At 29.1% G+C, this 15,315-nt stretch carries 13 protein-coding genes; 10 read left to right on the top strand and 3 right to left on the bottom strand.

From position 1 onward, the window contains the following. Positions 1-2: 2 nt before the first annotated feature. From ACD570_RS06270 to ACD570_RS06225, 10 genes are all read left to right on the top strand, one after another. Positions 3-227 carry a DNA-directed RNA polymerase subunit omega gene (locus tag ACD570_RS06270; protein ID WP_200282738.1) on the top strand — a complete coding sequence of 75 codons (225 nt, stop codon included), beginning with the start codon at positions 3-5 and terminating at the stop codon, positions 225-227. Further along, the gene (locus tag ACD570_RS06265) at positions 211-2,406 is read left to right on the top strand and encodes a RelA/SpoT family protein (RefSeq protein WP_337207483.1); all 2,196 of its coding nucleotides are present in this window, start codon (positions 211-213) and stop codon (positions 2,404-2,406) included. The genes ACD570_RS06270 and ACD570_RS06265 overlap by 17 nt, the downstream gene beginning before the upstream one ends. A gap of 11 nt (positions 2,407-2,417) precedes the next feature. Next, positions 2,418-3,626 (top strand): tyrosine--tRNA ligase, encoded by a 1,209-nt coding sequence (tyrS, locus tag ACD570_RS06260; protein WP_337198788.1) that lies wholly within the window; start codon positions 2,418-2,420, stop codon positions 3,624-3,626. Then, entirely contained in the window at positions 3,623-4,717 is a 1,095-nt protein-coding gene (locus tag ACD570_RS06255; RefSeq protein WP_200282730.1) for a nitronate monooxygenase, read from the top strand. The genes tyrS and ACD570_RS06255 overlap by 4 nt, the downstream gene beginning before the upstream one ends. After that, positions 4,714-6,687, top strand: a complete 1,974-nt coding sequence (locus ACD570_RS06250; RefSeq protein WP_417904238.1) for an N-acetylmuramoyl-L-alanine amidase family protein — start codon at positions 4,714-4,716, stop codon at positions 6,685-6,687. Before ACD570_RS06255 ends, ACD570_RS06250 begins: the two co-directional genes overlap by 4 nt. Further along, on the top strand, positions 6,688-8,526 hold the full coding sequence (mnmC, locus tag ACD570_RS06245) for a bifunctional tRNA (5-methylaminomethyl-2-thiouridine)(34)-methyltransferase MnmD/FAD-dependent 5-carboxymethylaminomethyl-2-thiouridine(34) oxidoreductase MnmC (protein ID WP_417904237.1): 1,839 nt from the start codon (positions 6,688-6,690) through the stop codon (positions 8,524-8,526). A 103-nt stretch (positions 8,527-8,629) separates the two neighbouring features. After that, positions 8,630-9,769, top strand: coding sequence for a hydrogenase small subunit (locus tag ACD570_RS06240; RefSeq protein WP_200282721.1), 1,140 nt, complete (start codon positions 8,630-8,632; stop codon positions 9,767-9,769). A 2-nt stretch (positions 9,770-9,771) separates the two neighbouring features. After that, a complete protein-coding gene (locus tag ACD570_RS06235; RefSeq protein ID WP_374262187.1) occupies positions 9,772-11,499 on the top strand; it encodes a nickel-dependent hydrogenase large subunit in 1,728 nt (575 codons plus the stop codon). Between the two features lie 10 nt (positions 11,500-11,509). Then, entirely contained in the window at positions 11,510-12,202 is a 693-nt protein-coding gene (cybH, locus tag ACD570_RS06230; RefSeq protein ID WP_374262190.1) for a Ni/Fe-hydrogenase, b-type cytochrome subunit, read from the top strand. Beyond that, entirely contained in the window at positions 12,199-12,732 is a 534-nt protein-coding gene (locus ACD570_RS06225; protein ID WP_374262193.1) for a HyaD/HybD family hydrogenase maturation endopeptidase, read from the top strand. Before cybH ends, ACD570_RS06225 begins: the two co-directional genes overlap by 4 nt. Here ACD570_RS06225 and recR read toward each other — a convergent pair. The 3 genes from recR to ACD570_RS06210 are packed head-to-tail and all read right to left on the bottom strand — an operon-like array spanning position 12,729 to position 15,215. Next, the gene (gene recR, locus ACD570_RS06220; RefSeq protein ID WP_337197111.1) at positions 12,729-13,313 is read right to left on the bottom strand and encodes a recombination mediator RecR; all 585 of its coding nucleotides are present in this window, start codon (positions 13,311-13,313) and stop codon (positions 12,729-12,731) included. The genes ACD570_RS06225 and recR overlap by 4 nt on opposite strands. Then, positions 13,303-14,544 carry an ArsS family sensor histidine kinase gene (locus ACD570_RS06215; RefSeq protein WP_374262249.1) on the bottom strand — a complete coding sequence of 414 codons (1,242 nt, stop codon included), beginning with the start codon at positions 14,542-14,544 and terminating at the stop codon, positions 13,303-13,305. The genes recR and ACD570_RS06215 overlap by 11 nt, the downstream gene beginning before the upstream one ends. Further along, complete coding sequence (locus ACD570_RS06210; protein WP_374262196.1) at positions 14,544-15,215, bottom strand: response regulator transcription factor; 672 nt, start codon at positions 15,213-15,215, stop codon at positions 14,544-14,546. Before ACD570_RS06210 ends, ACD570_RS06215 begins: the two co-directional genes overlap by 1 nt. Positions 15,216-15,315: the final 100 nt, after the last annotated feature.

Below are 15,315 nucleotides of genomic sequence, written 5' to 3'. Positions count from 1 at the left end.
AAATGGATTGTAGAATAGAAGAGATAGCAGCAAAAGCTTTAAGAAAAATGGGAGATGATCGTTATCGTTTATCTTTAGTGGTAGCAAAAAGAGCAGAGCAATTAGCTGATGGAGCCACACCTTTAGTTGATATTGATAAAAATAAATTAAAATTTGCTGATATTGCTTTATTTGAAATAGCAGAAGATAAAATTACTTTAGAGGGTTTAGGTGAGACCGATCGATGAGGATTTATTATTAGAAAAACTCATTGATGATGTTAAAAATTGCAAGGATTTAACAAGAGCAAAAGAGCTTCTTTTTTGCATTTGTGAAAGCGATTCTACTTTAGAGAAAGCAGTAGAATATTGTATATTTTATCATGAAGGACAGACGAGAAAAAGCGGCGAACCTTATGCTATACATCCTATTTTAGTAGCTACCTTAGTAGGGTTTTTAAGTGATAATAAAGCTGCTATTTTGGCTGCTCTTTTGCATGATGTTATTGAAGATACAGAATGCACAGAAGAAGAACTAAATAAAGCCTTTGGACATGATGTTTTAAAATTAGTTTTAGGATTAACTAAAATAATAGAAATTAGAGAAGATAACCTCATTTCTTCTAAGTCAAAAAAAAATTTAACTAAATCTGCTTTAACATTTAGAAATATGCTTTTGGCCAGTACTCAAGATGTGGGTGTTTTAATTGTTAAGCTTTGTGATAGATTGCATAATATGTTAACCTTAGATGCCTTAAGAGAAGATAAACAAAAAAGAATTAGTGAAGAAACTTTGGTTGTTTATGCTCCTATAGCTCATAGACTGGGTATTTCTAGTATTAAAAATTATTTAGAGGATCTAAGTTTTAAATATTTAATGCCTGATGAATATAATATAATAGATAATTATATAAATTCTAATGATCAGCAAATGCAATTAGGGCTTAATGAATTCATTTCAAAAATAGAAATTTTATTTTTAAGCAATGGTTTTAGGCAAGGAAGTTTTAAAATTCAAAAGCGTATTAAGCATAGCTATTCTATTTATCTTAAAATGCAAAGAAAAGGCATAGGTATAGAAGAAGTGCTTGATTTATTAGGTGTAAGAATTTTAGTTGAAAGGGTAAGCGATTGTTATTTAGCTTTGGGAATTTTGCATACAAATTTTAATCCTTTAATTTCCCGTTTTAAAGATTATATAGCTTTACCAAAACAGAATGGATATCAAACGATACATACAACACTTTTTGATACAAAAAATATTATTGAAGCGCAAATTAGAACTTTTGATATGCATAAAATCGCAGAATTTGGAATCGCTGCTCATTGGAAATATAAAGAAGATGGCAGCGTTGTTGCACCAAATTTAGATTGGTTGACCGATATTTCAATACAAAGTGCCAATAATCCTCAAAATGCTGAAGATTATAATGCTATTGAGCTTTATGAATATGCTAAAGATAGCCTTTATGTAGAAGATATAGCTGTATATTCTCCAAAAGGAGAGATTTTTACTTTACCTAGAGGCGCTACAGTTCTTGATTTTGCCTACGAAGTGCATACTAAAATTGGACTTCATGCAAAAAGTGCTTATGTTAATCGCATTAGAGTTCCTTTACTTACAGAATTAAAAAACGGAGATATTGTTCGCGTTGTTACCAGCGAAGATAAATTTTATCGTTGTTCTTGGATTGATAGTGTTAAAACAGGAAAAGCAAAAGCTAGTATTAGAGAATTTTGTAAGCAAAAAATAAGAGAAATTAATCTTGCAAGCGCTATTAATATGCTTAGTTTTGTTTTTAGTGTAGATAAAAATAAAATAGAAGCTTGGATAGAAAAAGAAAATTTAGGAAGACGCATACGAGAAGTAGCTAATGATAATATCTATTTTAAAGATATTGTTAATGGGCTTAAAAAATATGCAAAAAAATCTTATTGGTTTGATAAATATGAAATTCAAGAATATAATATAGGAAATTTTTTAATTTACTCCAATCATAAGATAGCAAATGTAGATTTTGACTATTGTTGCCATCCTAAAAGAGGCGATGCAGTAGTTGCTTTTGTAGAGGGTGGAAACGCTATAGTGCATCATAAGCTTTGTGATAGAGCGGAAAAAATGATAGAAAAAAAAAGAGATATGGTTTTTATAAAATGGGATTCTAATATACCGAAATCTTATAAACTTATTTTTTCTTTGGAAAATAAAAAAGGGGTTTTAGCAGAGTTTTTGGCAGTTTTAGCTAAAATGCAAATTAATTTATTAACAATCAATTTAGCAAAAGATATAAATTCAACTGTGGATTATTTTGAAATAACAATGGAAATACCAGAAAATATAAATCCTGATAGTGTTCGCGAGAGATTAAAAATTCATTGTAAAATCTTAGATTTTGTATCTTTAAATGATGCCTATAAAGAAAGTTAAAGGGATAGATAATGAATATAAAAGATATTTTAGCCGAAATTAAAAGAGGATGCGCAGAGATTATTGATGAAGAAAAAATAGAATCATTAATAAAAAATTATTATGAAAAGGGTGAAAATTTTTTCGTTAAAGCAGGTTTTGATCCTACAGCTCCTGATTTGCATTTAGGGCATAGTGTGGTTTTAAACAAGATGGCTTTTTTGCAAAAACATGGAGCGATAGTACAATTTTTAATTGGCGATTTTACAGGTCAAATTGGCGATCCAAGCGGTAAGAATGCTACAAGAAAAAAACTAGATAAAGAGCAGGTTTTAATTAATGCAAAAACTTATGAAAAACAGGTTTTTAAAATTTTAGATAAGGAAAAAACTCAGATCAAATTTAATTCTGTATGGCTTAATGAACTTGGAGCTAGTGGTTTAGTGGAACTTACTTCAACTTTTAGTGTAGCTAGAATGCTTGAACGAGATGATTTTACAAAGCGTTTTAAAGAACAAAGTTCTATTAGTATTTGTGAATTTTTATATCCCTTGCTTCAGGGTTATGATAGTGTTTTTTTAAAAAGCGATATAGAAATGGGAGGGACTGATCAAAAATTTAATCTTTTAATGGGTAGACATCTTCAAAGAATTTATAATGTAGGTAAAGAACAAGCAGTGATGATGATGCCTCTTTTAGAAGGATTAGATGGTGTTAATAAAATGAGCAAAAGTTTAAATAATTACATAGGTGTTACAGAAAAACCTAATGATATGTATGCTAAAATTCTAAGCATTAGTGATGAGTTAATGTTTAGATATTATGAACTTTTGAGTCAAAAAACTTTACAAGAACTTGAAGTTATAAAAAATGATATAAAAAATGCTAAATTGCATCCTAAAAAAGCTAAAGAAAATTTAGCTTTAGAAATTGTTGAGCGTTTTTATACAAAAGAAGATGCAATATTTGCAAAAGAAGAATTTGATAGAATCCATAGTGCTAATGCTTTGCCAAGTGAAATTAAAGAATTTGAATTTAAAGGTGAAGGTATTTGGCTGGCCAAAGCATTGGTATTGTGTGAATTAGAAAGTTCAACTTCTGCTGCAAGAAGAAGTATAAGTGCTAATGCAGTGAGTGTGAATTCTCAAAAAATTAATGATGAACAAATGCAATTAAATACTGGAGAATATATTTTACAAATGGGTAAAAGAAAATTTGCAAAATTAAAGGTTAAAGAATGAGTTTTAAATCTCTTCAAATAGGAAAACATTTAATTAAATATCCAATTTTTCAAGGAGGAATGGGTTTAGGCATTAGTTGGGATAAGCTAGCTTCAGCTGTATCTTTAAATGGTGGTCTTGGTATTATTTCATCTGTTGGAACAGGGTATTATGAAAATCGCTCCTATGTAAACAAAGAGCTTAATGCTAAACCTTATGGTAGTGAGAATTTTTATTCAAGAAAAGGTTTACAAGCTTTAATTGATAATGCTAGAAAAGTTTGTGGAGATGCACCTTTGGGGTGCAATATACTTTGTGCAAGCAATGATTATGCAAGAATTGCTAAAGATGCTTGTGAAGTCGGGTTTAATGTGATCGTTTCGGGTGCAGGTCTTCCAACAAATTTACCAGAATTTACTATGGATTTTCCAGACGTCGCTTTAGTTCCTATTGTTTCATCGGCTAAGGCTTTAAAAATTATTTGCAAAAGATGGCAAAATCGTTATAATCGTTTACCAGATGCTATAGTGCTTGAAGGGCCAAAAAGTGGTGGGCATCAAGGTTTTACTTATGAACAGTGTCTTGATCCAAATTATCAATTAGAAAAATTAATCACTCCAGTAGTTGAAGAAGCAAAAAATTGGGGTTCATTTCCAGTAATTGCAGCGGGAGGAATTTGGGATAAAAAAGATATTGAAAATGCGATCGCATTGGGTGCAAGTGGAGTACAGATGGGAACGCGTTTTATAGGTACTTTCGAGTGTGATGCCAGTGATGATTTTAAAAATGTTTTACTTTCTTGTAAAGAAGAAGATATAGAGCTTATTAAATCCCCAGTAGGATATCCTGCTAGAGGTGTAAGAACCAATTTGCTTGATTTAGTAGATAAAAGAATGGGGCCTAAAATAAATTGTATTAGCAATTGTGTAGCTCCTTGTGGTCGAGGAAAAGAGGCTACAAAGGTCGGATATTGTATAGCTGATAGGCTTTTTGATGCATGGTCTGGGAAAAAAGAGACAGGATTATTTTTTACAGGGGCAAATGGATATCGTTTGGATAAATTAATCAGTGTTAAAGAATTAATACATAAGCTTGTTAATGGTGAAGAATGATTAAATTTTTATTTTTCTTTTTTATTTTTGTTAATATTTGTTTTGGAGCATATGAAAAAGAACTTGATAATTTTGATAATAATTTTATTACATCTAAAACTGATATACAAATAAAATTTCATCAGCAATTAAAAAGTCTTTATATTCAAAGCGTTATTAATGAGGATGAAAAAACCAAGATAGAAATTTTAAAAAGATTGATTATAAGTTCAAATGTTTTAAATTTAGACGATCGATCTTATGCAGAAGAGTTAAAAGAAAGTGGAGTTAGTCAATCAAGTATTAATGCTTTAAGAAAAGCTGTTATTAAAGATAAAAAAAGAAATAATTCTTTAGATAATGCTGAAATTTCTACTTTTTCACAAACTCAAAATCAAGAAAATACTTCAAAGAATGAAAAAAAACATGATACTAATAAAAAGATAGAAAAAAAGCCACAAATACAAAATAATCTTTCAGAAGTAAAAAAAGAAAATGATAAAATTTATATTTTAAATTCAAATAAAATCAATCAAAGCATTGAACTAAGACTTAATGCAAATTTAAGTGAAAAAGATGTTAAAAGTTTTGTTTTAGATGAAAAAGGAAATTTCCGTTATATCAGTGATTTTAGCGGTATTTTAGAGGGAGGAAAAAAAGAATATAAGATGGATGATTACCGAGTAGTCATCTCGCAATTTAATCCAAAGACGATTCGTATTGTTATCTATGCTAAAGAAAGAATTCCTATTGTTTTTGATTTTAATGATAAAAAAATAAAAATTTCAAAACAGTCTAATATTGCTATAAAAAATACAAAAAAAGAAATTCAAGTAACCCAAAAAGATTTACCAAAAAAGCAGGAAATCAAACCAATTAAGGCACAAGTTTCTCAAGAAAAAAAGCCAAGACAAGATAAAAAAGATCCTTTATATGTTTTAGATGTTGATAAAATTTCAAATTCTGTTATACTTAATTTAAGTGATAATTTAAGCGATGATGAAATTTCAATTTTTAGTTCTAAGGATCAAAAATTTTTTAGACAAATTGTAAGTTTTAAGGGAGTTTTAGAGGGAAATCGCAAAAATTTTACTTTTGGTAAAAATAATATTACAGTAACGCAATATAATCCAAAAACGGTTAGAGTTGTTCTTAGTTCTCCAAAAGATTTTAATATTTTTAAAAATTTAGAGGATAAAACTTTAACTTTAGGTTTTCAAAAGGATGTTAAAAAAACATCCAATAGCGATGATAAAAAAAATAAAAATAATAACAATAAAAATATCTTAACTCATAATTTTAAATCACAAAAAATTATTGTTATTGATGCAGGACACGGTGGAAAAGATAGTGGAGCCTTAGGCAACAAGCAAGGGACTCTCAAAGAGAAAAATGTTGTTTTAAGCACAGCCTTAAAACTTGGAAATGAACTTAAAAAAAGAGGCTATAGAGTCCTTTATACCAGAAGTACTGATCAATTTATCAATTTAAGAGATAGGACTAAATTTGCTAATGATAAAAGAGCAGATTTGTTTATTTCTGTTCATGCTAATGCAGCACCTAATGCAAAAAAAGCTAAAAGTGCTGAAGGTGTAGAAACTTTCTTTCTAAGCCCTGCTAGAAGTGAAAGAAGTAAAAAAGCAGCTGAAAAAGAAAATCAAGGGGATTTTGAAGAAATTAATTATTTTTCTAAACAGAGTATTTTGAATTTTTTAAATCGTGAAAAAATTGTAGCATCAAATAAACTTGCTATTGATGTACAAAAAAATATATTAACTCAAACAAGAAAAAAATATAAAATTGTTGATGGCGGAGTGAGAGAAGCTCCTTTTTGGGTTCTTGTGGGAGCTCAAATGCCAGCAATTTTAATTGAAATAGGATATATTACTCACCCAAATGAAGGTCAAAGAATCGCAAGTAAAACTTTTCAAGATATTTTAGCCAAAGGGATTGCTGATGGAGTTGATAACTACTTTTATCACAATCGTTAAATGAAAAAAGCAAATATAATTTTTAAAGATAATACACCTTTTTCTCTTGATTTTGATGATTTTTATTTTAATTCACAAGATGGAATACAAGAGAGTAAATATATTTATACAGAAGCTTTTAATTGGGATAATAAAGAGCAATTTGTTATCGCTGAAACAGGTTTTGGAATAGGGCTTAATTTTTTTCTAACTTTAAAAAGGTTTCTTAAGGAACAAAATGATGAAAAAAGATTGTTTTATATCAGTATAGAAAAATTTTATATTGATAAAGAAAAATTAAGAGAAATTTATCAAAAACTTGGGTTTTATGAGGATTTTAAAGAAGTGCTTGAGCCTTTTTTAAAATTTTATCCCCCTTGTAAAGAGGGATACTATCGATTTTATTTTAAAAATTGTTTTTTAGATCTTATATTTGATGATATTTCAATTTTAAAAAAGCTTGATTTTAAAGCCAATGTATGGTTTTTAGATGGTTTTTCTCCTAGTAAAAACTCAGCTATTTTTGATGATAATGTATTATTTGAGGTGGCAAGATTATCAAAAAAAGGAACTCAGCTTTGTACATTTTCTGCAGCTAGTTTACTGCAAAAAAATCTTCAAAAAAATGGTTTTTGCATTCGGAAAATCAAAGGATTTAGAAAAAGAGAAATGATTCAGGCTTTTTTTGAAAATAATAAAACTGAACAAGAAATGTTTCAAGAAGCATATTTTAAAAGAGTTTCTCAAAAAATAAAAAATAAAGAAGTAGCGATTATAGGTGCAGGTATTTGTGCAGCAGTTTTAGCGTACGAGCTTTTTTTAAGAGGTTTTAAAATTAGTATTTTTGAAAAAAATGCTTGTTTAGGTGAGGGTGCTAGTGGTAATGAAAGCGGAATTTTAAGTTCTTTGATTTTAAAACCAGGTGTTGCTTTAGGTGAATTTTCTCAACTTGCTTTAGTTGAAGCCAATCGTTTTTATCGCCAAATTTTGGATTTAAAATTAGAAGGAGTTATAGAAATTGCACATAATGATTTAATGCAGGAGCGTTTTTTATCTCAAAAAAATAATATTTTATTTAATATTAAAAAAAATCAAGCATTTTTACAAGATGGTGGACACATCCAACCAAAAAAACTTGTTCAAGCTTTATTTGAAAAAAGTAAAGCTAAGATTTATTTTAATCATCAATTTGAGAATTATCAATATAAAAATGGCACCTTTAAGCTTTTTTTTAATGGAATGAAGGATTATTATCAGTCAGAAATTTTAATTTATGCTATGGGTGCAGATACTAAAGATTTTATATCTTATGATTTTATGAATTTGAGCAAAGTTCGTGGTCAAGTTACTCATTTAGAGCCTTTTTGCGATATTCAATATCCACTTTCATCTAAAGCTTATATTTGTCCAAAAAATCAAGGAATACAAGTTATAGGTGCGAGTTATGATCGTTTAAATTCCAGTTTTAGTCCTAACAGTGAAGACGATAGAGAAAATATTAGAAATATTAAAGAATTTTTAAAAGGTGATGAAAAATTAATTTTTAAGGGATCTAAAGTAGGATTTAGATCTTATTCTAGTGATCGATTTGCTATTATTGGTGCTGCTTATGATGAAAATTTTTATAAAGAGTGCTATAAAGATTTATTATGGACAAAAAATAAAAAGCAGAAATTGCCTCAAAATATTCCCAATCTTTATTTAAATTTTGCTCATGGATCTCGAGCTTTTTCTACATCTATATTAGCCGCACGCTATCTTTGTGCTCTAATTGGAGATGAGCCTTTGTGTATAGATAAAGATTTTATTTCTTGTATTCATCCAGCTAGATTTTTAATTAGAAAATTAAAAAAGGTTTAAAATAATAAATATAAAAATATTTTTTTATTATTTTAATTTTATTTAATTTTAAATCGTATTGTTTTATTATTAGTATAACAATTTTATTTTTAAGGAAAATTTCATGGTCGATTATAATCAAATAGAGTCTCGTTTGGCGGCGCTTGAGAAGCTTCCTTCTTTAAATTCTAATTCTTCTATTCCTAAAGCTTTGGAAAAAGCTGGATTTAGCAGAAGGGATTTTATGAAATGGGCAGGAGCTATGACAGCTTTTTTAGCACTTCCGGCAAGTTTTACACCTATGGTAGCAAAAGCTGCTGAATTGGCCGATAGATTACCCGTTATTTGGCTACATATGGCAGAATGTACAGGTTGTAGTGAAAGTTTATTAAGAAGTGATACACCAACAATAGATAGTTTAATATTTGATTATATATCTTTAGAGTATCATGAAACTGTAATGGCTGCTGCAGGTTGGCAAGCAGAAGAAAATTTAGAAAATGCAATTGAAAAATATAAAGGTCAATATGTTTTAATGGTAGAGGGTGGTATTCCATGTGGAGATAAAGAGCACTATCTTACAATAGGACCTCATGCAAAAACTGGATATGAGCTTAGTAAAAAAGCTAGTGAAAATGCTTATGCGATTTTAGCTATTGGAACCTGTTCTTCTTTTGGGGGAATACAAGCAGCAAGACCGAATCCAAGTAACGCGCAACCTTTAAGTAAAGTTACTGATAAAACAGTGATTAATGTTCCAGGTTGTCCTCCAAGTGAAAAAAATATAGTAGGTAATGTTTTGCAGCTTTTGCTTTTTAAAGAACTTCCAGCACTTGATGTTTATAATAGACCAAAATGGGCTTATGGTTTAAGAATTCATGATCTTTGTGAAAGACGCGGACATTTTGATGCGGGAGAATTTGTGCAAAGTTTTGGCGATGAGGGTGCAAAAAATGGTTATTGTCTTTATAAGGTAGGTTGTAAAGGACCTTATACTTTTAATAATTGCTCAAGAGAAAGATTTAATCAACATACTTCTTGGCCTATTCAAGCAGGACATGGTTGCATAGGATGTTCTGAACCAAATTTCTGGGATAATATGGGGCCTTTTGAAGAACCTTTAGCAAGTCATAAATTTGATACAGTTTTTGGTTTGGGCGCTGATAGTGTTTCAGATAAAATAGGCATAGGTGTGTTAACACTCACAGGAGTTGCAATTGCTGCTCATGCAGTGATCGCTTCTATGAAAAAAAATGAGGAGTAAGAATGAGTCAAAAAATAATAGTTGATCCAATTACAAGAATTGAAGGGCATTTAAGAGTTGAAGTTGTTGTTGATGATGATAATATTGTGAAAGAAGCTTATGCAGGTTCTACCTTATGGCGAGGTATTGAAACTATTGTTAAAGGAAGAGATCCAAGAGATGCGGGTTTTATGACTCAAAGAATTTGCGGAGTATGTACATTTTCTCATTATAAAGCAGGTATTGTAGCTGTTGAAAATGCCTTAGGAATTATCCCTCCTTTAAATGCATTACTTACAAGGACTTTGATGAATGCAGCTCTTTTTTTACATGACCATATAGTGCATTTTTATCAACTTCATGGACTTGATTGGGCTGATGTAGTAAGTGCTTTAAGTGCTGATCCTAAAAAAGCGAGTGATGAGGCTTTTAAATATACTTCAATTCCTTATGCAACAGGAGCTGATAAGCTTCTTGAAGTGCAACAAAGACTTAAAATTTTTGTAGATAAAGGCAATTTGGGACCTTTTGCAAATGCTTATTATGGACATCCAACTTATCGTTTGACTCCAGAGGAAAATTTAATTGTTCTTTCTCATTATTTAGAATGCTTAAGAATTCAAAGAATTATTGCTCAATGTATGGCTATTTTTGGAGCAAAAAATCCACATCCGCAAAGTTTAACTGTTGGGGGTGTAACTTGTGTTATGGATCTTTTAAATCCTTCAAGAATGGGAGAATATATGAGTAAATTCCAAGAGGTGCAAGATTTTGTAAATCGCGCTTATTATCCAGATCTTGTAATGGCAGGAAAAGCTTATGCAAATGAAGCCAGTGTATTAAATGATATTGGAGTAAATAATCTATTTACTTTTCAAGAATTTCAACTTGGAAAAAATGAATGGTTATTTGAAAGCGGCATAATTAAAAATGGAGATTTAAGTAAAGTTTATGAAGTAGATGAAAATAAAATTACTGAAGAGGCAACTCATTCTTGGTATGTGGATAATGAACCTTTACATCCTTATGATGGTAAAACAAATCCAAATTATACGGGACTTATTGATGGTGATAGCATAGATCATCATGGAAATAAAGTTAATTCTAAAGTTTTTGATACTAAGGGAAAATATAGTTGGATTAAAGCTCCACGGTATGAAGGAAATCCAATGCAAGTTGGACCTCTTGCAAATATAGTGGTTAATTATGCTAAAGGAAATAAAAATGTTGTTGGGGTTGTTGATGAGTTTTTAAAAGAAACGGGACTTCCTTTAGACGCTGTTTTTAGCACTCTTGGAAGGACTGCTATGCGTTGTTTAGAAGCTAAAATTGTAGCCAATAATGCTTTAAGAGCTTTTGATAATTTAGTTGAGAATTTAAAAGTAGATCAAACTACTTGTGCGCCTTATACCCCAGATACAAGCAAAATGGTTAATGGTGAATATAGAGGGCGATATATGGGTCATGTGCCAAGGGGAACTTTAAGTCATTGGTGTAGAATAAAAAATGGAGTAATTGAAAATTGGCAAGCTGTAGTCCCTTCAACTTGGAATGCGAGTCCAAAGGATGCTAATGGGATAGGTGGAAGTTATGAACAATGTTTAATAGGTCTTAAAATAGCTGATGTTAAACAACCACTTGAGATTATACGCAAAATTCATTCTTACGATCCTTGCATAGCTTGTGCTGTGCATGTTATGGATACTAAAGGAAATAATTTAAGCGAATATAAAGTCAATATAAATTTATAGGAGGTTTTTTATGAGCAATAAAGAGGAAAAATTACAAAGAAAAGCTGAATATGAATTTAGCATCGGTTTACGTTTAACACATTGGATTCGAGCAATTGCTATAGTAATTTTAATAGGAACTGGATACTATATTTCTTATGTATTTCAAAGTCCTATGAGCAGTTTTGAGCCTGTAAATTTTATACAGGCTAAATATCGTTTAGTTCATCAAGCTATAGGATTTGTTTTAATTGCTTGTATTATTTTTAAATTTTATCTTTTTTTCTGTGATAAAATCAGCCATAAAGAACGTGTTTCTATTTTAGATCTTTTTAGTGTTAAACTTTGGATTCGTCAAATTAAATTTTATATTTTTTTAGGTAAGCACCCGCATTTAAGAGGTATTTATAATCCTTTACAATTTGTGACTTATTTTTTATTTTATCTTGTAATGTTGGGTATTATTTTAACAGGACTTATTCTTTATACTCATACTTATCATGAAGGTTTAGGTGGGATATTATATGATCTTTTAAAGCCAATTGAAGCGAAATTAGGGGGATTGGCAGAAGTTAGAATTTATCATAGAATTTTAATGTGGGTAGTGATGATTTTTATTCCTATTCATGTTTATATGGCAATTTTTAACGCTGTTAAAGGTAAAAATGGTGCCATGGATGCGATTTTTAGTGGTTATAAATATATTAAAGAGGAGAGAAATTGAATTTCCTTGTGCTTGGCATAGGGAATATTATGTTTGCAGATGAGGGCATAGGGGTTCATGTTTGTAATTTTATGAAAAAAAATTACAAATTCACTCATCCTATTCATTCTATAAAATTTATAGATGGTGGAACTTTAGCTTTGCAGTTAAGTTATATCATTGCAAGTTATGATAGAGTAATTTTAATAGACTGTATTGATGCTGATAATGCAAACATAGGAGATGTATTTTTCTTTCCCTATGAAGCAATGCCAAAAAATCTTAATTGGAGCGGAAGCGCCCATGAAGTTGAAATGCTTCAAACTCTTCAATATATGGAATTGGCAGGTGATTTGCCCCAAATTCAAATTTTAGCTTGTATCCCTAAACGTATCAAGCCAATGAGCTTTCAACTTTCTAGTGAAATTGTAAAATCAAGTAAAATTATGAAAAAAACTTTACTTGATTATTTGAAAAAAGAAGGCTTTGAATATAAAAAAATTGGGAATTATTCTTTACAAGAATTAGCAGATAATGCTTATAAAGGTTAAATTTCAATTTTAGTACGGTATTGAATAGCTTTATTTAAAGAAATAGTATCGACATTTTCAAGGTTAACTCCGCTTGGAATACCTTGGGCAATTTTGCTAAATTTTAGATTTAAATTTTTAAATTTATCTTCAATAAAAAAAATAGTTGCATCTGAGTTAATACTATGAGGTAGAGCAAAAATTAATTCTTTGCTATTTTGCTTTAGTATCATTTCTTCTAGCTTTGATATTTTTTCATTATCTAGCCCATCTAGTACAAAATATAAACCTTGATAGCTTTTGCTTTCTTCTATAATAAGAATATCTTTAGGGGTTTCAACGATACATAAAGTGTCTTTATTTCTTTCTTCATCAGTACAAATTCCGCATAGTTCGTTTTCACTTAAAGATCCGCATTGCTGGCAGGGTTTGATAAAGCGTAAAGCATTTTCAATATTGTGTGCAAGTTTCATACCTTCAAGTTGATTATTTATGCATATATAATAAGCAAGGCGAATAGCAGTTTTTTTGCCTATAGTAGGCAAATTTGAAAAACTTTCAATTAAATTATTAAATTTTTCTAAATCATTTTTATGTTTCATTATGTTTTTTTTCTCCAAAAAAAACTTTAAAACAATGCTTGTTATTTTCATAATAATAAATAATATCAAAATTATGTAATTTGCATACTTCAAAGACGATATAAAGACCCAATCCCATTCCCTTTACTTTTTCATCTTTTTCTCGAGTGAAAGCTTCAAAATAGTATTCTATAGGTTCGCTTAATTTTCGTCCTGGATTTTGTATAATAAAATATTGATGATGAGAGTATATTTCACAAGTTCCATTACTTGAATATTTTAAAGCATTGTCGATTAAATTTTTTAATATTAAAGGAAAAATTTCCATATCAACATTAATCAAAGCATCGCTTTTTAAATAAATTTTGACAATTTTATTAAAATCATCTCTCATTAAATAATTTTTAGCTTCTTCTAGTATAGTGCTAAAATAGACAGGTTTGAAATGCAAATTATAGTTTTTTGAAAAAAGATTTTCTATCTTTGCAAATTCATTAATTAAAGAATCCATGCGTGAGAATATATCAATAAGTCTTTCTTTTTGCTTGACTTCTCTAACCATTTCTGCAATGATCCTCCCTTTACCTATAGGAGTTTTTAATTCATGCATAATCGTGCGTAAAAAAAGTTGTCTTGATTGTATTAATTCTTGATTTCTTATAAAAGCCTTTTTAAATTCAAAGGCAATTTTTCCTATTTCATCTTCTTGATAATCAATAAAATCAGGTTTTTTTCCATTTGCTGCTTCTGCAACTTGTTTTCTAAGTTTTTTAAGAGGTTCTAAGGATTTTAAAACCGAAAAATACATAAAAACAACTAAAAAAGAAAAAAAGAAAAATCCTATCAATAAAAGATTATAAATTCTGTCATTAATATTTTCTTTATAAAGTTTTTTAAAATTGCCACATTGAATATCAACATAAAGATTATTATGATATTTTAAAGATAAAAAATGACATATTTCATTATTGTTATCATAAAAAAGAATTTCACCATTTTCTTTAATGGCATTTATTAAATCTGAATTTTTTACAATAGAAAAATTATTATTATTAAAGTAAGCATCTATATTAAAATTTGAATTGTAAGAATTTATCATATTCTTAACAAGATTTTTTTGTCTTAAAACCCCTTCTTCGGCGTAAGCATTTTCTTCAATTTTTAATAAAACAATAAAAAGAATACAAACCAAAAGAAAGGTTACAACAAATAAAACAACTAATTTAGTATAAATAGAATATTTTTTTTGAATCATCCTATAAGTTTATATCCTATTCCCCTAACAGAAAAAATATGCTTTGGAGATTTAGAACTATCATTTATTTTAGTTCTTAATCGACCAATAATTACATCTAAACTTTTAGAATCTTTATCTTTAAGATTTTTACAACGATTAACAAGTTGCTCTCTAGATACACTATAGCTGTGTTGTTGAATAAGATATTCTAAAATTTCATATTCAGCTGGAGTTAGAGTTAAAACTTTATCATTATAGCTGATTTCATGTCTTCTTTCATCTATTTTAAAGGCAGAATTGATGTTTTCATTACTAGAAGTTTCAACTCTCTTTGTGCGACGAATAAGACTTGTGATTCTTGCATACATTTCTTTAGGATCATAAGGCTTAGGAAGATAATCATCTGCACCGATTTGAAGCCCCACAACCTTATCGCTAAGATCTCCTCTTGCTGAAGAAATGATAATAGGGATATTGTTTTTTTGTCTGATTTCTCTACAGATTTCAAGTCCATCTATTCCAGGTAAAGTTAAGTCTAAAATCAAACAATCATAGCCTTGCATCCCCATATTTAAAGCTTCTTTAGGTGTTTGAAAATTTGTAATTTTTATGTTAAATTGAGCTAGATATTCGGATAAAAGTTGTGCAAAATCAGGATCATCTTCTATCATTAATACATTAATCATTATAATATTTTCCTTACATTATTATTTTACTGTTTTAATAATATTTACATAATTTTATTTAAATTTTGATAAATTATTGAGCTTATTTTTGCTAAAATTA

Source organism: Campylobacter sp. LH-2024 (assembly GCF_048270605.1).
GTDB classification, from domain to species: domain Bacteria; phylum Campylobacterota; class Campylobacteria; order Campylobacterales; family Campylobacteraceae; genus Campylobacter_D; species Campylobacter_D molothri.
Note: the sequence above shows the minus strand (reverse complement) of the source record. Positions and strands in the feature narration are given on the sequence as shown.